Origin of the sequence: Butyricimonas sp. RTP31003st1_G1_RTP31003_210430 (genome assembly GCF_040920905.1) — a bacterium.
Lineage (GTDB): Bacteria > Bacteroidota > Bacteroidia > Bacteroidales > Marinifilaceae > Butyricimonas > Butyricimonas paravirosa.
This window is the reverse complement of the sequence record NZ_JBCOSQ010000004.1, coordinates 34,954-55,146: the sequence shown is the minus strand read 5'-3', so window position 1 is coordinate 55,146 and position 20,193 is coordinate 34,954. Positions and strand designations below refer to the sequence as shown.

18 protein-coding genes are annotated in these 20,193 nt (G+C 41.7%); 8 read left to right on the top strand and 10 right to left on the bottom strand.

Annotated features, from left to right (window positions below):
• The first annotated feature begins 19 nt into the window (after positions 1-19).
• Genes AB5542_RS02195 through AB5542_RS02185 form a run of 3 tightly spaced genes read left to right on the top strand, consistent with a single transcriptional unit; the run spans position 20 to position 3,508 of the window.
• Positions 20-967, top strand: coding sequence for an NAD(P)H-dependent flavin oxidoreductase (locus tag AB5542_RS02195; RefSeq protein WP_279039922.1), 948 nt, complete (start codon positions 20-22; stop codon positions 965-967).
• Positions 968-983: 16 nt separating this feature from the next.
• Complete coding sequence (locus tag AB5542_RS02190) at positions 984-2,225, top strand: M16 family metallopeptidase (protein ID WP_279039920.1); 1,242 nt, start codon at positions 984-986, stop codon at positions 2,223-2,225.
• Positions 2,226-2,236: 11 nt separating this feature from the next.
• Complete coding sequence (locus tag AB5542_RS02185; protein ID WP_279039918.1) at positions 2,237-3,508, top strand: M16 family metallopeptidase; 1,272 nt, start codon at positions 2,237-2,239, stop codon at positions 3,506-3,508.
• A 51-nt stretch (positions 3,509-3,559) separates the two neighbouring features.
• Here AB5542_RS02185 and AB5542_RS02180 read toward each other — a convergent pair whose 3' ends face one another.
• From AB5542_RS02180 to AB5542_RS02170, 3 genes are all read right to left on the bottom strand, one after another.
• Complete coding sequence (locus tag AB5542_RS02180) at positions 3,560-4,222, bottom strand: energy transducer TonB (protein ID WP_279039916.1); 663 nt, start codon at positions 4,220-4,222, stop codon at positions 3,560-3,562.
• 189 nt (positions 4,223-4,411) lie between these two features.
• Complete coding sequence (locus AB5542_RS02175) at positions 4,412-5,950, bottom strand: M56 family metallopeptidase (RefSeq protein WP_279039915.1); 1,539 nt, start codon at positions 5,948-5,950, stop codon at positions 4,412-4,414.
• A 12-nt stretch (positions 5,951-5,962) separates the two neighbouring features.
• Positions 5,963-6,319, bottom strand: coding sequence for a BlaI/MecI/CopY family transcriptional regulator (locus tag AB5542_RS02170; protein ID WP_087421074.1), 357 nt, complete (start codon positions 6,317-6,319; stop codon positions 5,963-5,965).
• A 125-nt stretch (positions 6,320-6,444) separates the two neighbouring features.
• Between AB5542_RS02170 and AB5542_RS02165 the strand changes: the two genes are divergently transcribed.
• Positions 6,445-7,011, top strand: a complete 567-nt coding sequence (locus AB5542_RS02165) for a DUF4251 domain-containing protein (RefSeq protein ID WP_118304348.1) — start codon at positions 6,445-6,447, stop codon at positions 7,009-7,011.
• Here AB5542_RS02165 and AB5542_RS02160 read toward each other — a convergent pair.
• The 6 genes from AB5542_RS02160 to AB5542_RS02135 all read right to left on the bottom strand — a co-directional run bounded on the left by AB5542_RS02160 (position 6,971) and on the right by AB5542_RS02135 (position 13,199).
• Positions 6,971-8,203 (bottom strand): nucleoside recognition domain-containing protein, encoded by a 1,233-nt coding sequence (locus AB5542_RS02160; protein ID WP_279039912.1) that lies wholly within the window; start codon positions 8,201-8,203, stop codon positions 6,971-6,973. The two genes, AB5542_RS02165 and AB5542_RS02160, sit on opposite strands and share 41 nt — an antisense overlap.
• Before the next feature lie 90 nt (positions 8,204-8,293).
• Complete coding sequence (gene folD / locus AB5542_RS02155; RefSeq protein WP_279039910.1) at positions 8,294-9,169, bottom strand: bifunctional methylenetetrahydrofolate dehydrogenase/methenyltetrahydrofolate cyclohydrolase FolD; 876 nt, start codon at positions 9,167-9,169, stop codon at positions 8,294-8,296.
• Positions 9,170-9,332: 163 nt separating this feature from the next.
• Positions 9,333-10,658, bottom strand: coding sequence for a signal recognition particle protein (ffh, locus tag AB5542_RS02150; protein WP_087421070.1), 1,326 nt, complete (start codon positions 10,656-10,658; stop codon positions 9,333-9,335).
• A gap of 162 nt (positions 10,659-10,820) precedes the next feature.
• Positions 10,821-11,480, bottom strand: coding sequence for an aspartate kinase (locus AB5542_RS02145; protein ID WP_087421069.1), 660 nt, complete (start codon positions 11,478-11,480; stop codon positions 10,821-10,823).
• A gap of 48 nt (positions 11,481-11,528) precedes the next feature.
• Positions 11,529-12,020 carry a prolyl-tRNA synthetase associated domain-containing protein gene (locus AB5542_RS02140; protein ID WP_087421068.1) on the bottom strand — a complete coding sequence of 164 codons (492 nt, stop codon included), beginning with the start codon at positions 12,018-12,020 and terminating at the stop codon, positions 11,529-11,531.
• Between the two features lie 240 nt (positions 12,021-12,260).
• Positions 12,261-13,199 carry a TIGR01212 family radical SAM protein gene (locus tag AB5542_RS02135; RefSeq protein ID WP_279039907.1) on the bottom strand — a complete coding sequence of 313 codons (939 nt, stop codon included), beginning with the start codon at positions 13,197-13,199 and terminating at the stop codon, positions 12,261-12,263.
• A 267-nt stretch (positions 13,200-13,466) separates the two neighbouring features.
• Here AB5542_RS02135 and ppdK point away from each other — a divergent pair, with 267 nt between their 5' ends.
• Entirely contained in the window at positions 13,467-16,199 is a 2,733-nt protein-coding gene (ppdK, locus tag AB5542_RS02130) for a pyruvate, phosphate dikinase (protein WP_279039905.1), read from the top strand.
• A gap of 587 nt (positions 16,200-16,786) precedes the next feature.
• On the opposite strand, the gene AB5542_RS02125 is transcribed toward ppdK, so the two are convergent.
• Positions 16,787-17,842, bottom strand: coding sequence for a CDP-glycerol glycerophosphotransferase family protein (locus tag AB5542_RS02125; RefSeq protein WP_279039903.1), 1,056 nt, complete (start codon positions 17,840-17,842; stop codon positions 16,787-16,789).
• Positions 17,843-18,030: 188 nt separating this feature from the next.
• Here AB5542_RS02125 and AB5542_RS02120 point away from each other — a divergent pair, with 188 nt between their 5' ends.
• The 3 genes from AB5542_RS02120 to AB5542_RS02110 all read left to right on the top strand — a co-directional run.
• A complete protein-coding gene (locus tag AB5542_RS02120) occupies positions 18,031-18,645 on the top strand; it encodes a DUF4254 domain-containing protein (protein ID WP_279039902.1) in 615 nt (204 codons plus the stop codon).
• On the top strand, positions 18,642-19,706 hold the full coding sequence (locus AB5542_RS02115; protein ID WP_279039900.1) for a glycosyltransferase family 9 protein: 1,065 nt from the start codon (positions 18,642-18,644) through the stop codon (positions 19,704-19,706). The genes AB5542_RS02120 and AB5542_RS02115 overlap by 4 nt, the downstream gene beginning before the upstream one ends.
• 133 nt (positions 19,707-19,839) lie before the next feature.
• Positions 19,840-20,193, top strand: a 354-nt coding sequence (locus tag AB5542_RS02110) for an adenylyltransferase/cytidyltransferase family protein (RefSeq protein ID WP_368242972.1), incomplete at its 3' end; no start/stop codon positions are given.

Below are 20,193 nucleotides of genomic sequence, written 5' to 3'. Positions count from 1 at the left end.
ACGATTTTATTTATACATCATGAAAAATAGAATAACAAAACTTTTCAATATAAAATACCCGATTATTCAAGGGGGTATGGTATGGTGTAGCGGATGGCGGCTAGCTTCCGCAGTAAGTAACAACGGGGGATTAGGATTACTGGGCGCCGGTTCCATGCACCCGGAAATGCTGGTGGAACATATCCGGAAAATGAAAGAGGCCACGGATAAACCGTGGGGGATCAATGTCCCGTTACTTTATCCGGAAATTGACCGGCTTATGGATATTATTATCCAAGAAGGCGTTAAAATTGTTTTCACTTCTGCCGGGAGCCCCAAAAAATGGACACCCTTGTTAAAATCACATGGCATCATCGTAGTACACGTAATCAGTAGCGCCCTGTTTGCAAAGAAATGCGAAGAGGCAGGAGTAGATGCAGTTGTTGCAGAAGGTTTTGAAGCCGGGGGACATAACGGACGGGAAGAGACGACCACACTCACCTTGATTCCCAATGTAGTGGAATCCTGCTCCCTACCCGTTATTGCCGCAGGGGGAATATCCTCTGGAAAATCCGTGGCAGCCGCCATGACTCTCGGAGCGGAAGGGGTACAAATCGGAACCCGTTTTGCCGTTGCCGCAGAATCTTCCGCCCATCCGACATTCAAACAACGGGTATTTGACACGGAAGAAGGTGGCACCATGCTGGCATTGAAAAAACTCGCCCCAACCCGTCTGATTAAAAACGACTTCTTCAATCAGGTAAAAGCACTGGAAGACGCCGGAGCAGAGGCCGCCCAATTAACTGAACTTTTAGGTAAAGGACGGGCTAAGAAAGGAATCTTCGAAGGTGACATGACGGAAGGTGAGTTAGAAATCGGACAAATCGCATCCATGTTGCACAAAGAAGAAACCGTGGCTGAAATTATGGAAGATATTATCGCTGATTTCAACAAAACAACAAGCAAATTGGGCGATCTGAAACTATGAAAATGAATTTACATTTATGATAAAATTTACACGCCACACACTAGACAATGGCTTAACAATGATCTGTAACACAGATACCAGTACTCCATTTGTATCCGTGAACATCCTTTATAAAGTAGGTGCCCGGGACGAAGATCCCAATCGCACGGGCTTTGCCCATCTTTTTGAACATTTAATGTTCGGGGGATCCAAACACATCGCGGATTACGATTATCACGTTCAGAAAGCGGGCGGGGATAGTAATGCTTTCACGAATAACGACTACACGAATTATTACATCACGATCCCGGCCCCCAATATCGAAACGGCCTTGTGGCTGGAATCAGACCGGATGCTGGCACTCGATTTCTCCCAAAAATCACTTGACGTTCAACGCAACGTGGTCATTGAAGAATTCAAACAGCGCTACTTCAATAATCCTTACGGGGACATTTGGTTGAAATTACGTCCTTTAGCCTATAAGGTACATCCGTACCAGTGGCCTACTATCGGGAAAAACATTGACCATATCGCAGGGGCATCCCTGGAAGAGGTGGAAGACTTCTTTCATCGTTTCTATGCCCCGGATAATGCCATACTAAGTATCAGCGGTAATATTACCGACGAAAAAGCCCTTGAACTCGTGAAAAAATGGTTCGGGGACATTCCTCCCGTTCGTTATAAGAGAAAAGCATTACCCATGGAACCGCAACAAACCGAAGAGCGTCGCCTCGTATGCGAGCATAACAAAGTTCCGGCAGATGCAATATATAAAGTATATCATATGGGCGACCGCCGATCGGATAATTTCTACACGTGCGACACGATCTCAGACATATTATCCAACGGTCAATCCTCCCGCTTGTACATCAACCTCATTAAAAACGGGAAATTATTCTCGGAAATTGACGCTTATATCACCGGGGACATGGATCCGGGATTATTCATTTTCTCCGGGAAACTCTCGGAAGGAGTAGCGATAGAAGAAGCGGAAGCCGCCATCCAAAACGAGATTGATCGTTTTATCGAAGACCCGATTTCAGAACGGGAACTCCAAAAGGTAATCAACAAAACTGAAGCCCGAATCTCTTACAGCGAGATCAATTATCAAGGGAAATCAGCCAACTTGGCATTTTTTGACTATCTAGGAGATATTAACCTGATTAATTCGGAGTCTATCCGATACGCGGAAGTATCTCTTGATTCGATAAAACAGACCGCCCGAGAATTATTCTCCACACAGAATTGCTCTACCTTGTGGTATCTTAAAGACAAATAATTGCTACTTTTATGAATAGAAATATAGAACCGTCCATCACTGAAATCTCCCGTCCATCGCTGTGGGGGCATCAACAAATCACGCTTCCCAATGGAATCGAAATCGTGTACCTTCACGATCCCAATCAAGAGGTTTTCAAGATGGACGTGGTACTCTCAGCCGGGATTTACAACCAATCCCGTCCGGTTATCGCATCAAGCATGATTAACATGCTCAACGAGGGAACCCGTCAACATACCTCTGCCGAAATTGCAGAGTTGTTTGATTATCATGGAGCATACGTGGATTTCAATTGCGGTATGCACAAAGCTGAATTAAGCCTAATTTCGCTTAATAAATACGCCCCACAAACCATTCGTATGCTGGCAGAAATGACACTTGAAAGTACATTCCCGCAAAAAGAACTGGAAACGTATATCCGTAACCGGAAACAGCAACATCTGGTAAATATAGAAAAGACATCTTACCTTGCTCGGATGGAATTCATATACCGTATGTACGGGAAGGAACACCCTTATGCAAATTACTTCACACTGGAAAATTTCGACCAAGTGACTCCGGAATTATTACACGATTTCTACCGGGAAAGAGTGCAGGCATCACAATGCAGAATCATGCTTTGCGGGAATGTCAGCGATACGGTTTTACAAGAAGTAAGCCAAGCCTTTTCGCCCATGAGCAGTACCCCCCTGCCACCAGACAAGACCTACTCAATACAACCGAGCGGCCCCGGTAAATACCATATATCCAAACCCGATGCCGTACAAACCAGTATCCGTATCGGGAAAAGCGGAGTCATGTTACTGGACGAAGACTACACGTATTTCCAGCTTTTGAACATGGTACTCGGCGGCTATTTCGGCTCCCGCCTGATGTCGAACATCCGGGAAGAAAAAGGGTACACCTATGGCATCGGCTCATACAACGTTACCATGCCGCAAGCCGCTCACTGGATGATCGCAACGGATGTCAATGCCAACGCAACGGAGGCAACAATAGCTGAATGTATAAAAGAGATTCGCCGCCTGCAAGAAGAACTCGTTCCCGAAGAAGAATTAAGTCTCGTAAAGAGTTATTTTAACGGGGAGTTGTTACGAGAACTAGACGGTGTTTTCTCCCAGTCCGATGCCTTGAAACACAAACTCAATTACGGACAAGATAACACGTTCTATCTCCGGGCTATCGACAAGATCCGTTCTTGCACCCCCGAAGACATTATGCGTCTGGCTCAAAAATATTTGAACGTGGATGATATGTATATCGTGACAGCGGGAAAGAATTGAAAAATAAAGAAAGGGGTTATCCGCTAAAACTTTTCGGATAACCCTTCTCTCTTAACGCAAACTAAAATTTATAGGAAGGGTATAAGAAACCCGTACTGGCTTACTTTTTTGAATTCCGGGACTCCATTGTGACATACCCCTAATCACCCGACATGCTTCTTCATCCAAAGAAGGGTAAACAGGACGTATTACTCTCACATTCGACAAACTTCCATCTTTTTCAACAATAAATTGTACAAACACCTTACCCTGAATTTTCATTTCCAACGCATCTTTCGGATATTTTATGTTCCTGACTACATATTGCATCACATCCTCGCCCAGCAAATAGGGCATCCTCTCTTCCATATACATCTCGTTAAGCATAACCACTCGCATCTCTTTTTTGACATCCGCCCTCACCTCTTTCGTCACCTTACCCTGAAGATAAATTACAAGTCTTGCCCCTTTATTAACCATCAACGAGAATTTCCCGTCCTTCCCGGTAAATATACGTTTGTCTGATTTTGTTACAAAAATACTGACACCCTCCAAAGGTTGACCACTTTTATCCACCACGGTACCTTTCACCATAAACTTTACTGAATCCCTATCTCCACCCCGAGATTCCGCAGCTTGCAGGCAAGTAGTAAAAAGCAATATTCCCAACATAGAAAAAAACGGGATACACCAATCCCACTTCATTTTCAATTTTTTTTTCCTCTTTGTAATCATAACGAGTCTTTTTAATAATTATTACCTACTTGACCACGGATTGGGAAACAAGCATGACACGACACTCCGTAGTTATTTTTAACACCTATGATATTTTCAAAGATATTGAAATTATTTTACAAATCCCCTCTTTCACATCATATATTATGCGAAAGAGGGGATTCATTTCCATGCATTATAACACGAAGTCTATTTCTTTTCGGTTTCTTTCAATACAGGTTCTTGTAATTGAAAATTAATGGGAACTGTATATGAAACCCTCACGGCTTTTCCTCTTTGCGTTCCCGGTTTCCAATTCGGCATTTCTTGTACAACTCTTATAGCCTCCGCATCCAATAAAGGATGTACGGCACGAGCAACTTTCACATCAGTAACTTTTCCTGTCTTCGAAATAACAAATTGAACAAATACTTTTCCCTGGATATTCTTCTCCGCCGCTTCCTTCGGATACTTTATATGTTGAGCTACATATCTTTGAACACTTCCACCAGGAAATTGTGGCATATCTTCAACCACTTGAAATATATCGTTATCCGAGCCCTCATATTCAGGTTCTCTCACCACCGGCCGACTGGTGTCATCCAACATACTTACACGCATCCGATCACCAACTTTCACTGGAACCAATATATTCTTTTTACCAGCATGAGAAAAAACAAGTTCAGCCCCCTTATCAACTGCCAACATAAACTTGCCATCCCATCCGGTATGGGTTCCTTCCGCAGTATTCTTAATCAACACGGTAACCCCGCGCAAGGCTCTGTTATACTGGTCAACAACAGTTCCGGATACAATCAACTTGCCTTTATCGACCAGAATCACCGTATCCCGATAATCTCCCTGATGCACAATCGCCTGCACGTTACTAGACAATACTAATAACGCAACAACCGGAAATAGCAGTGCATACTTGAGCAATCCCATTTTCGAAGTTCTTTTTTTATTCATCATCATAATACGCTTTTTTAATGGTGTCACATTAAATTTATTTACTATTTGAGCTGCAGCCGAAGGATGAGAAAGACGAAGGAGATGATATTGATAAGCTTTCCGATCAACACCGGAGTATACAACCCGCTTATCAGCCAGAAATTCCAAATTACGACGAATCTCCCCTTTTAATAACCACATTGCCGGATTGATCCAAAACAATGCACATAATAATTCGGATACCATCACGTCCAAAGAATGATACTGATCTGCATGAGTTTTTTCATGCATCATAATTTCTTGTAAATCATCCGATTCATACAATGAAGGATTGATGAATATCCACTTGAAAAAAGAAAAAGGAGCAACTTCACCTTTTAACAAAATAATCGGTGTTGACAAACAAACTGCTCTATTCCGCTTTTTCACGAACCGAAGGATCGAAAATATCTGGATCACGATCCGTCCCAATAAAAAGACCACAACAGTTGAATATCCCAAGCACAATATGTCAAACATATTTATTTCCACGGGTGCCGGAGCCATTCCAACAGTCACTTCCGGTAAAAGATTACTCGCATATTGGGCAATCGCATGGTGAATAACTACTTTTTGATCTTCTCCAAAAGAAAACAAGACCATTGGATACAAACAGGCCAAGGCAAGGCTCATTAACAAACAAACTCTTCGGAAAGTAAAAAATGTATCCCGACTGAATAATAGCCGATAAAAAAGATAAAACACGACTAGCGCAATATTTACCTTTATCAAATAGATCAATGTCGCATTGGTAATCATGGCTTGTACATTTTATTGTTTCTCTATTAGCTTTATGATCTCTTCGAGATCTTTTGCCGAAATCTTTTGTTCTTTAGCAAAGAACGTCACCATCTCCTTGTAAGAATTTTCAAAATAATTACGTACCACCCCGGACATAAATTTCGTTTTATATTCACTTTCATCCATGACGGGAATATACTCGTAAATATTTCCATGCTTCTTACTGGTCAGGAATCCTTTTTTCTCCAAGTTCTTCACGATAGAAGCGACCGTCGTGTAAGGCGGCCTCGGTTCTTCCATCCGATTCAAAAAATCTTTTATCACGCCACTTTTCACCTGCCAGATGATCAACATTACCTCTTCTTCCTGATGTGTCAATTTTTCCATACGAACTATTTATTTACGATTCTTTCGCAAATCTACGAAAATTTCGTAACAATACAAACTTTTCGTAGAAAATATATTTATAACATTTTCAATCTACCCACGTATAGTACTCAAAAAAGGGAAATATGAAAAGAATTACATTCATCTTTTTGATTGGAATACTGTTCTTTACAACAGGTCAAGCTCAGAATAAAAAAGAAATTCGTTTCGAAAAAGAGTTTCAGAAAACACTGGCACTGGTGAATAGTGATCAATTCACTGTTAAGTTCTACATTGCGACCCCTACCGTACAAACACTTTTCACACCACCGGGGGCGGGTGCCAACATTGACATTAACCCACAAAATTGTTATCTAAGCATAAATGACTCCCTGGTAACGACACAACTTCCTTATTTCGGCAGAGCTACATGGACATCAAATTCACACTTAGATTCAGTTTCTTTCAACACGGTATTATTCAGTCGCACGGTAAAAATTTATCAAGACGGAAAAAAGAAAGCTATTGCCTATCAAATAACCGTTCGCTCCAACCAAGATATTTGTTATCTGAACATGGATATTCAATATGACGGAACTTGCTATTTATATTTTAGTGACCGTAAGCGAGCTCCGATCAGTTATGTCGGGCAAATAACACCCTTAGATTCTACTATGCAAAAAAGATATAAGCCATCACCAAAGCAGCAATGATACCCGCAAAATCGGCAATCAATCCACAAGGTATTGCGTAACGTGTATTTTTAATCCCCACTGCACCAAAATACACGGCGATAATATAAAATGTCGTATCTGTAGCCCCTTGGAAAGTTGACGCCAATCGCCCGGCGAAAGAGTCTGCCCCGAACGTGTTCATGGTGTCAATCATCAGCCCGCGCGCCCCACTTCCACTAAGCGGTTTCATCAAGGCCGTAGGCAAGGCCGGTATAAAATCAGCATCTAATCCACAAGCCAGACACAAACGTTCCAATCCACTCATCAACATATCCATCGCTCCCGCTGCCCGAAACACCCCGACAGCCACAAGAATCGCCACTAAATACGGAATGATTTTTACTGCAATGGAAAAACCCTCTTTTGCGCCATCAATAAACGCATCGTACACATTTATTTTACGCCAAGCCCCCATGACAATAAAAGCTGTGATGATCGAGAAAAGAATAACGTTACTAGCTACCGTGGAAATCGTTGTGATCGTTTCCTTGTCCAACCCGGAAAAATACCAGATTAAACCACCCACGGCCAAGGTTCCTCCAATCAAATAAGCCATAACAACCCGGTTAAACAGGTTCAAGCGCTGGTACACCGCCACCGCAATCAGGCCGGCTAACGTGGACACGTAAGTAGCCAATAATATCGGAATAAATATATCCGCCGGATTCGCTGCCCCCATTTGAGCCCGATACACCATAACGGAAACCGGGATAATCGTCAAACCGGAAGTATTCAGCACCAGAAACATAATCTGCGCATTGGAAGCCCGATCTTTATGAGGATTCACCTCCTGCATTTGTTGCATCGCTTTCAGTCCCACGGGAGTTGCGGCATTATCCAGCCCAAGCATATTCGCCGCGATATTCATCATAATTGAACCGTATGCCGGACTATCCGGTGGTAATTCCGGAAACAACTTCCGGAAAAAAGGACTAATCAACCATGACATCACTTTCACAGCCCCTCCCCGCTCTCCAATTTTCATGATTCCCATCCACAGAGTTAATACACCCGTTAAACCTAGCGAGATTTCAAACCCCGTTTTTGACATATCAAAGGTGGCCTTCACGATGGCAGAAAAAACTTCTGTATCACCCATGAAGATCAATTTACAAAGCGCCACGATAAATGCCGCACCAAAAAAGAAAATCCAGATATAATTGAGAACCATAGATCAATTGAAAATGCAAAATTGAAAATTGAAAATTAAAAAAAGAAATCATCTTTCATTTTCAATTTTCAATTCTCAACTTTCAATTATTTAATGTTTTGCTTTACACGCTTTTATCGTGTTTTGCAACAAAGTCACGATAGTCATCGGTCCCACACCACCGGGAACCGGAGTAATATATGAACATTTAGGAGCCACGTGGTCATAATCCACATCTCCTACTAATTTCCAACCATTCTTTGCTGTTTCCGAAGGAATACGATGAATCCCGACATCCACCACAACAGCACCTTCTTTCACCATATCTTCTTTCAGGAAGTGCGGAACACCAATCGCCACAATCAAAATATCCGCCTGCCGAGTAATATCTTTCAAATTCGCCGTTCTGCTATGACATAAAGTAACGGTACAATTGGCATTTTTGGCTTTCCGGGACATTAACACTGCCATAGGTGTTCCCACGATATTACTTCTTCCGACAACAACACAATGTTTGCCTTCTGTCGGAATATTATAACGGGTCAGCAGTTCCACGATACCTGCCGGGGTTGCCGGTAAATAAGTCGGTAATCCTAACACCATGCGGCCCACGTTACAAGGATGGAAACCATCCACATCCTTATCCGGATGAATACGGTTCAAAACTTTCTCTTCGGAAATATGTTTCGGGAGAGGTAACTGCACAATAAACCCATCTACATCGGGGTCCTCGTTCAACTTATCAATGACTGCCAACAACTGCTCTTCAGTGATGTCATCACCATAACGCAATTCTGAACTTTTCATCCCTACCGCCTGACAGGCTTTCACTTTACTAGCAACGTACGTTTCGCTAGCCCCGTCATTTCCTACAAGCACAGCAACCAAATGCGGAATCTTTTTCCCTTCTGTCACGAAAGCAGCGATTTCATCTGCAAGTTCTTGCTTTACCTGTGCTGAAATTTTTTTACCGTCAATAATTTCCATCTAATCAATTTTAAATTTTAGATTTCAAATTTTAAATTTCACATGAACATTCACGTAAAATCTAAAATCACAATTTTATCTATTTGATTTTAAATCTTAAACCTCAAATTCAAACCTGATAAAAGGATTAAATCTAAAATCTAAAATTTAAAATCTAAAATCTTTAGCGTCTCTTCATCGGGGCATTCCCCATCATCTTACCGCCCTTGGATAACATTCGCATCATCTTTTTGGATTCATCGAACTGTTTCAACAAGCGATTTACATCTTGAATAGTGGTACCGCTACCGGATGCAATACGTTTACGACGAGAACCGTTGATTAGTTCCGGATTCTCCCGCTCTTCCGGGGTCATCGAGTAAATGATAGCCTCAACTCCTTTAAACGCATCATCATCAATATCCACATCTTTCAATGCTTTACCCACACCCGGGATCATGGATGCCAGATCTTTTATGTTACCCATCTTCTTGATCTGCTGAATCTGGCTCAAGAAGTCATTAAAATTAAACTGATTCTTGGCGATCTTTTTCTGTAACTTCTTCGCCTCCTCCGCGTCAAATTGCTCCTGAGCTTTTTCAACCAAAGAAACAATATCACCCATACCCAAGATACGGTCAGCCATACGTTCGGGATGGAACACATCAAGAGCCTCCAGTTTTTCACCCGTACCGACAAATTTAATCGGCTTACTCACCACGGTACGAATAGACAATGCCGCTCCACCACGAGTATCACCATCCAGCTTGGTCAGGATCACACCATCAAAGTTCAGACGATCGTTAAATTCCTTCGCCGTGTTCACGGCATCCTGTCCGGTCATGGCATCCACCACGAAAAGGGTCTCTTCCGGATCGATTGCTTTCTTGATGGCAGCAATTTCATTCATCATCTGCTCGTCAATAGCCAAACGTCCCGCAGTATCGACAATCACGACATCTTTACCTGTAGCCCGGGCCTCTTTCACGGCATTCAAGGCAATTTTCACAGGATCATTGTTTCCTTCCTCGCTATACACGGGTACCCCGATCTGCTCACCAAGCACTTTTAACTGCTCGATAGCTGCCGGACGATAAACGTCACAGGCTACTAACAAAGGATGTTTTCCCCGCTTTGTCTTCAGCAAATTAGCCAGTTTACCAGAAAATGTTGTTTTACCGGAACCTTGCAGACCCGACATCAAGATAACAGCCGGATTACCTTTTATATTAATATCGACATGGGTCCCTCCCATCAACTGGATCAATTCATCGTGAACAATCTTCACCATCATCTGACCCGGTTTCACGGCCGTCAGCACGTTCATTCCCAATGCCTTTTCTTTTACCGTGTTGGTAAACTCTTTCGCGATCTTATAGTTTACGTCGGCATCCAACAATGAACGTCTCACCTCTTTAAGCGTTTCGGCCACGTTGATCTCGGTGATCTTTCCCTGTCCTTTTAAAATCTTAAACGATTTTTCTAACCTCTCCGATAGATTCTCAAACATAATTTATCAATTGAAATTCGAAAATTGAAATTACAATGCACTCACATCTAATCTTCAAAATTCGCTATTATAACTCTTAATTAATTCATTCCCCGCAAAATTAATAATTTTACCCGAAAACATACATTTTCACTTTTCAATTTTGCGACACTCTTCTTTTTACTATTTCCGACTGATGTTCTTCAACACCACAAACGTTTTGTCTATTAACGAATTATCTACCACAACGGTAAACTCGTTGGTGGAAGAAATAACCTCCGTCAAGTTGATCCCCTCCCAAGATAACTCCTTCATTATGCAATAATAGAAACCGGGTTGCAATATATTTCCTTTAGGGAGCTTCAACGTAACGGACGACAAACCATTCTTTTTGAAAATACACTGTTCCTCCTTGAAATGTTCATCCACCATCCCTTCCATGATTTCACTCACGACAAGGTTGGTCTCGAAAACCCCCTGCACCATCGTGTAGAAGACCTCATCTCTTCGTGCAATGGATTTCAGTACCCGGATATGGCAATCCATCAGAGTATTCGAATTTTTAAACGTGTAATCACACAAGTTACTCCTCAGGATAATATCCCCCATGTTATTCAGCAACTTGTTTAATTGTACCTGTTCCCGCACTTGTAAATAAGGAGCCAACCGATTCAACGCCATCACGATTGCACCTGCATTTACCGGCTTTCCCAATAATTTCTCCACTTCTTCCTGTATCTGTCGGGCCAAAGCCGAGATATTGATAATCCCTGCCGCCAAAGATTCCGACAAATAAGGCTTGTGCTTCACGATTCCTTCCACTGCCTGGGCTACACTGATCATGTTAATTGAAAATTGAAAGTTAAAAATTGAAAATTATTTCTCTCTTTATTAATATAGTTCGATCCACTCGTAAGCATTTCCCACGTAATCCATATAACGGATGAAATCTTCCGTTTTTATGGCTAACGAGGCGTGATTGTCATTCGGGTGGAATGATAATCTTTTCGCTTCTTGTAAATGTTTATCCAAGAACACGTACACGTGGTGTTCCACGTCATTCAGCAAGCCGAAAGGACTTACAGATCCGGGATGCAATCCCAGGTATTTTTCCATTCGAGCTTCAGAGGCAAAACTTAACTTACCCTGCTTCAACATTTTTTCCATATCATGGATAGCCATATCATGATCACATTGAAGAATTACCAAATAATGACGATTCCCCTTGTGATTTCTGAAAAACAAGTTCTTGCAATGTGTACTATCCAGATTTTTCCAATATTGTCTGGCGATCTCGATCGTCGGTGCAGCCGGATGTTCCGTATATTCAAACTCTATCCCCAGAGCTGCCAACGTTTCATATACTTTCTCCTGTCCTACCATGTATTAATTAATTTTTGATTTTATGATTTTAGATTTTACCTTTCCAACTACCCCCTCTAACTCCCCCTTGCACAGGGGGAGGACTCGCTACATTGCTACATTGAAACACCTTCTTGCGTCTGTCTCTCCCCCTGTGCAAGGGGGAGCCGGTGGGGGTAGTCCTTTCATTCTAAACTCTAAATTTTAAATTCTACATTACCCGAAACCATAAACTTCATTTAAACTTTTAGTTTTTAACCTTTAACTTTTATCTTTCAACCTTCCCTGCCACGTATCCAATTCTTCCAAACGTTTATCCAATTTTGCCGTGAACTCGAAATTTTTAATTCCCCATTGTGGAGCGATTAAATATTCGGGAGGTGATTGATTCACGAAACGCTCCAAATAAACATCGGGCCGGATACGTTCGATAACTTCCACGACAAAATCCAAATATTCATCCAACGTGTAAAGACGAAAGAGTGCCGGATTTTCCAAGTATTGTTCCGCCAATCGAGTCCCTTTCACAATTTGCAACTGGTGAAGTTTCAATACTTGAATCGGCAATTCACACAAACGAATAGCCCCCTCCAACATGGATTCATGACTTTCCCCCGGTAACCCGAAAATCAAATGCGCACCAATCGTTATTCCACGTCCCGCTGTTGCACGGATAGCCTGTTCTGCAACGGCAAAATCATGTCCCCGGTTTACCTGACGTAAAACAGTATCATTCACGGACTCCACCCCGTATTCCACGCAAACATAATATCGTTGAGCCAACTCTTCCAGATAATCCAGAATTTCCTTGCTCACGACATCCGGTCGCGTCCCGACCACCAATCCCGAAATCATCGGATGAGCCAAAGCCTCTTCATAACGTAACTTCAACACGTCTAACGGCGCATACGTGTTCGAATACGCCTGAAAATAAGCCAAATATCTTTGTCCCTTATACTTCCGGGCAAAGAAACGGATGCCTTCATCGATCTGTTCCGTAATTCCCCGCACCGCTCGACAATAATCGGGGTTAAAACTCTCGTTATTACAAAACGAACATCCCCCCACCCCCTTACTCCCATCCCGGTTAGGACAAGTGAATCCTCCATCTATCGACAACTTTTGTACTCTTTCCTCGAAAAGAGTTTTAAAAAAAGTCGGATAGTCATTATATCGTTTTTTACCGGGTCTAAATTTCATCTGGAACAAAATATTAACAGGTCGCAAAAATAAATATTTATCTGTTTAGAATTTAACAAAGATCACTAATTTTTTATGAGTACCCTCATTTTTACCGGAAAGTTACCTATTTCATACGTTTGCGTAGATTTTAACTATTTTTCCCTATTTATATATTCAAGAAAAAAAATTATCTTTGCATTCCTAAGATGAAATTTTGAGAAAAGAATGATCTATAAACAATCACTCCTGAATGTCAGGAGGTAAACGCAAAAATCTAACAGAATTATGAGTACGAAGTACGTTTACACCTTTGGTGACGGAAAAGCAGAAGGAAAAGCAGACATGAAAAACCTGCTAGGCGGTAAAGGCGCCAATCTTGCCGAAATGAATCTCATCGGAGTTCCTGTTCCTGCTGGTTTTACTATTACAACAGAAGTTTGTACCCTTTATAATCAAGAAGGAAAAGACGCTGTCGTAAAACTAATTGAGAATGACGTTAAAGCTGGCATTGCAGCTACAGAAAAGTTAATGAATGCCAAATTCGGATCAAAAGGAGAGGCCTTCCCTCTTTTAGTTTCCGTGCGTTCCGGAGCCAGGGTGTCCATGCCGGGTATGATGGATACAGTGTTAAACTTGGGAATGAATGATGATGCCGTTAAAATCGTGGCCGAAAAATCAGGTAACGCTAGATTTGCATGGGATTCATATCGTCGTTTCGTACAAATGTATGGAGATGTCGTGATGGGCGTTGCAGCCGGAAAAGGCGAACACAACCCGTTCGAAGTTGAAATCGACAAATTAAAAGCAGAAAAAAATATTTCTAACGACACAGAATTCTCGGCTGAAGACCTGCAAGAACTTGTTCGTCGTTTCAAAATTGTCGTTAAAACCAAAACCGGTAAAGATTTCCCGACCTGCCCGTGGGAGCAATTATGGGGAGCCATCTGCGCCGTGTTCGATTCATGGATGACGGAGCGCGCCGTTCTGTACCGCCAGTTGAATCAAATCCCGGAAGAATGGGGAACAGCGGTGAATGTTCAAGCTATGGTTTACGGAAACATGGGTAACAATTCCGCAACCGGAGTTGCTTTCACGCGTGATGCCGCTACCGGTGAAGATATTTTCAACGGAGAGTACCTGATCAATGCGCAAGGAGAAGATGTTGTTGCCGGAATCCGCACCCCGCAGGAGATTACCATCGAGGGATCTCGCCGCTGGGCTAAAATGCAGAATATTTCAGAAGAAGAGCGTGCCGCTAAATATCCTTCACTGGAAGAATCCATGCCAGCCGCCTACGCAGAATTAAATGCCGTTCAACAAAAATTGGAAGACTATTTCCACGACATGCAAGACCTTGAATTTACCATCCAAGACGGTAAATTATGGATGTTGCAAACCCGTAACGGAAAACGTACCGGTACGGCTATGGTAAAAATGGCGGTTGACATGCTCGAACAAGGCATGATCAATGAAGAAACAGCAATTCTTCGCCTTGAAGCAGCAAAACTGGATGAATTACTTCACCCGGTATTCGACAAAGAATCACAATCAAAAGCAAAAGTATTAACCAAAGGTTTACCGGCATCCCCGGGAGCCGCTTGCGGACGTGTCGTGTTCTTTGCTGACGAGGCGGAAGAATGGAAAAACAGAGGCGAGCAAGTAGTATTAGTTCGTTTGGAAACTTCTCCCGAAGATTTACGCGGAATGAACGTTTCCGAAGGTATCCTCACCGCACGCGGGGGTATGACCTCTCACGCGGCTGTTGTTGCCCGCGGTATGGGTAAATGCTGTGTTTCCGGAGCCGGAGAAATCGTTGTTGATTACCACAAACGTACCTTTACCGTGAAAGGTGTTACCATCAATGAAGGCGACTGGATTTCTTTGAACGGTTCTACCGGAGAAGTTTACTTGGGTAAAGTAGCCACCACCGAGGCGTCACTGGACCATGACTTCAAAACTATCATGGATTTGGCCGAGAAACATACTCGCATGTACGTGAGAACCAATGCAGACACACCTCGTGATGCCAAAGTAGCACGTGATTTCGGAGCCAAGGGTGTTGGTCTTTGCCGCACGGAGCACATGTTCTTCGAAGGCGACCGTATTGACGCCATGCGTGAAATGATCCTGTCTGATACCGTTGAACAACGCCGTATCGCTTTGTCAAAAATCCTCCCGATGCAAAGAAGTGACTTCGAGGGAATCCTTGAGGCTATGGACGGATTCGGAGTTACCATCCGTTTGTTAGACCCGCCATTACATGAATTTACCCCGAACGAGCCGGAATCTCAAAAATACATGGCTGAAAAAATGGGTATTTCAGTAGAAGTTGTCAAAGAAAAAGTGGATGCGTTACACGAATTCAACCCGATGTTAGGTCACCGCGGTTGCCGTTTAGGAATCACTTACCCGGAAATCACCGAAATGCAAGCCCGTGCAATCATTGAAGCTGCTTGTAACTTGAAGCTGAAAGGCTTTAACCCGAAGCCGGAAATCATGGTTCCGTTAGTAGGTACCGTGAAAGAATTAAGACAACAAGCGAACATCATCCGTTGCACTGCTGACGTGGTATTTGCAGAAAAGGGCGTGAAAGTAGATTACATGGTAGGAACCATGATTGAAATTCCTCGTGCCGCATTAACCGCAGACCAGATTGCAGAAGTTGCAGAATTCTTCTCTTTCGGTACGAACGACTTAACCCAGATGACTTTCGGATATTCTCGCGATGACGCTGGTAAATTCTTACCGGAATATATCAAGAAAGGTATCTTGAAAACCGATCCGTTCGCCGTATTGGATCAAGAAGGCGTGGGACAATTAGTTCAAATGGGAGCCCAAAAAGGACGTTCAGCCAACAGCAAGTTGAAACTCGGAATCTGTGGAGAACATGGTGGAGAACCCTCTTCCGTGATTTTCTGTGACAAAGTGGGCATGGACTACGTTTCATGTTCACCGTTCCGTGTACCCATCGCACGTTTGGCTGCCGCTCAGGCTGCTATCATGCACACCAACAAATAAGACAATTTTTAATAAATAAACGAGGAGCTGTTTTTTAAGGAGACAGCTCCTTTTTTCATGTTTGATTCTACACATTCTTCTCCTAAATTTTTCGTGCGATCTCCCCCGAAAGCTATTTCTCTTTCCAGTAAATGGTAAAAATATGTTATTCATTCACGACACAAATTCATCACCCACTAACGCATAGAGCCATTTTTTAGATTAAAAATACAATAAATATATTGATACATATATTTACATTTCAATTCTACTTGTTAAATTCATTCTAAATAACAAAATTAACATTATACATATTATTTACATATAAAATAAATAATATCGGGTGAGAACAGTAGGCAAATTATCGACATAAAGAAGCTAGCTAAACAACATAAAAACAGCATAATAGCAATATTTTTGAAAATATCAAAAAACGATCATTTATTAATTTTAGCAATTTGCTGTTTTCTATCTTTTGGAGATAATAGTGATTATTGGTGTTATTATCTTCGCAAAGATAAAAACTTTCCTCTATTTATGATGAGAATTTGTGAACGAAATGGTAGTGTATCTATTTGTTATATAATAATTTGGGTATTTAAAATCGTTCACTTTGAGGCCGTGTAGCGGGGTCCGAAAGGAAAATACTTTACCTGCCAACGGGTCTGTAATTTTCGAAAAAGATTGAGCGGTTTTCTTTTAATTTTCCCCTTGTACTTGGCTATAAAGTCATCCACGGCATCGAGAATACGGGCTGAGCAGCGCCCATCTCTATAAGGTTGATGATTATCGGTGTATTTTCGGATATTATCCATTAGTTCTTTGGGACGTGTTAGGGCTTTTTCGATAGCAGGTTCAATCAACTCGGGGGAATCTACATCGATAAGATAATTCCCCGGAGACGTGTTTTTGTAAGTTACAACAGGTTTGTCAAAGAACAGGAATTCGATGATGATGGATGAACTGTCACATAGGAGGACATCCGCTTTTTGCAGAAGTTCCACGTTATTATCTCCCTCGTAGAAACTGACGTTATCTAATGCATTGGCCAGATTCTTGTATTTTTCCACGATTTCCGGAGACATTTTCGGATGGAAGGTAATTAACCATTGCCAGTTTTTTTCTTTGGCCAGCCGTGTTATTTCATCGTATAAATGGGGGGTAGAAGTTATGCCGGGAGTAAACGTTGAGGCGTATAGAATAGTTGGTACCGGATTTTTTTCTTTCGGGACGAGCGGAAAAAACAGATCGGTTTTACTCCAACCAGTTTCATATACCTTGAAATGTCGATATTGTTTTTCAAGTTCCAGAAAATGAGGGGTGGAAGTACTTCCTTGCGTGCAGAATATATCGAATAATCCCCGGATGCGGAAATGATCACCTCTTCCGGGACGCTTGTCTATCGAGAACCCATGAAAAACTTGGACTTTAACACCGGGAAAGAAATCATATACCTTATTCCCCGGGGCAAAGACGGCAATCGGATTGTATTCCATGACTTCTTTGATTGTTTTCAATTGTTTTTCCCCTTCATGTAAATATTGATCACAAGGAGAGGTGAAGAACCATGCGACCTCATCTCCTCGTCGCCAAATCTCTGATTGGATGGGTCTTAAAATAGGATAAGCGTATGATAACGAAACAAAGAATAAATACCTTTTCATAAACTGCCGATTTATTTTGGAACAAAGATAAAAAATATAATTTTTTCGAATAGGAATATCCCGAAATAAAGCTTTATGGCCGAAATAAAGTTGTTATAAGATCTTAAAGGGGATTTGCATAGGGAAAGGTTATAATTGGAATACTTTTTGCTATTTTTGTAATAATAATTGGATTGAAAAAGGGTATTATGTTATTTGCAGAATTATGCTATCGGATTTTTGAGGAGAGTACGTCATGTTATCACGTGCAGGATTGTGTTGATGCTGACATGGAAAATCCATACGAGTATAAATCAATAGAATATTATTTGTTTCTCAAAAATTGGGTAGATGCAGTCCAGTGGCATTTGGAGGATGTCATTCGAGATCCGGATATAGAACCCGTGAAAGCGTTGGAAATCAAACGACGTATAGATCGGTTGAATCAACGTCGGACGGATTTGGTCGAATTGCTGGATGGATATTTCTGGGATAAATATAAAAACGTGAGAATCTTATCTTGCGCTACCGTGAACACGGAGAGTCCGGCATGGGCGATAGACCGGTTATCTATTTTGTGTTTGAAAATTTATCACATGGAACAGGAGGTGCAGCGTAGAGAGGTTGCTCAAGTACATGTAAAGGAGTGTGATGATAAGCTAAGCGTGTTGCTGGAACAGAAAAGAGATTTAATACTCGCGATCAATCAACTTTTGGAAGATATAGAAACGGGACGTAAATACATGAAAGTCTACAAACAGATGAAAATGTATAACGATCCGGAATTGAATCCCGTATTATATAGAAAAGGGCAAGGATTATGAGTGTAAAAAAAGTATTGGTGATTCGCTTTAGGAGAATAGGAGATGCGGTACTGTCAGTCGTGATCTGTAGCTCTATTCGAAAAAGTTTTCCGGAGGCGGAGATTCATTACGTGTTGAATGATCATATTGCTCCTTTGTTTGAAAATCATCCGGATATAGATAAGATTATCACCTTTTCAGATGAAGAAAATAATCATTTCTTTAAATACTTGCGAAAAGTCCGGCAGTTGATGAAAACGGAACGTTATGACGTGATCATCGATACTCGTGCCACGATAAAAACCTTATGGTTCAGTGCCTTTTCTTTAAGAACGAGATACCGAATAGGAACATCTAAATTTTATAATCATTTTTTTCATAATTACAGGGTACGTAATCACGTGAATGATGACTTGGATGAAGTCGTGAGAAATCTGTTATTGTTACAGCCCTTGGAGCGAGAAGGGAAGTTGGTAATGACCACTGATTTTCGGTTGTACGTGACAGAACTGGAAACGGTAGAATTCAAGAGCTACATGGAACAAAAGGGAATTAATTTTTCTCGCTTTATCGTGGTATGTACTCCTTTTACCAGAGTGGCGAGGAAGGCTTGGGATATGGCGAAAATGAAGGAGATATTATATCGTATCATTCAGCGTTATGATGCCCAGTTGATTTTTAATTATTCTCGGGAAGAAAAGGCTGCGGCTTTGACATTGTACGAGGATATGGGGAAAGACGAGCATATTTTTATTAATATAGAGGCCGATTCGTTACGGAAATTGGTATCCATGCTGGAAACAGCCGATTTCTTTTTTGGAAATGAAGGTGGCCCCCGGCATATTGCGCAGGCGTGTCACTTGCCGGGACTGGCTATTTACCCGCCTTGGGTTGAACTACCTAGATGGCTGCCGTCCAATGATCCGCGTTATCAGAGCGTGAGTCCTTTTGATATGTTTCCCGGGCAGGTAATTGAGGGGAGAACGGAAAAAGAGTTATTTGATCTACTTTCCGTGGAATACGTGTGGGAACGTCTGCAACCTATGATGGATGAGGCTTTCATTAATTGTGCTTTTGAATGAGTGACGTGTTTTTACCTATACTATAAATTCATCGCAAAAATGTCGGTAAGACGATAAATTTCTTTAATTTTGTTTTCGATAGATGGAGTGGTAGAATTTAACAGGTATTGGAAAGAATACTAAAGATGATTTTATGAGTAAGGTTATAACATACGGCACTTATGATGTTTTGCATCAAGGTCACATAAATTTATTGAAACGGGCGAAAGAACTAGGTGATTATCTTATTGTAGGTGTGACGTCTGATCGTTTTGATCGGGAGCGGGGTAAACTCAATGTCAAAAATAATGTCTTGGAGCGCGTGGAGGCCGTCAGAAAAACAGGTTATGCCGACGAGATTATTATTGAAGATTACGTGGGGCAAAAGATAGATGATATACAAAAATATAATATAGATATTTTTACTGTCGGTTCCGACTGGGTGGGTAAGTTCGATTATTTGAATGAATTTTGTAAAGTGGTGTACTTGCCTCGTACGGAAGGAGTG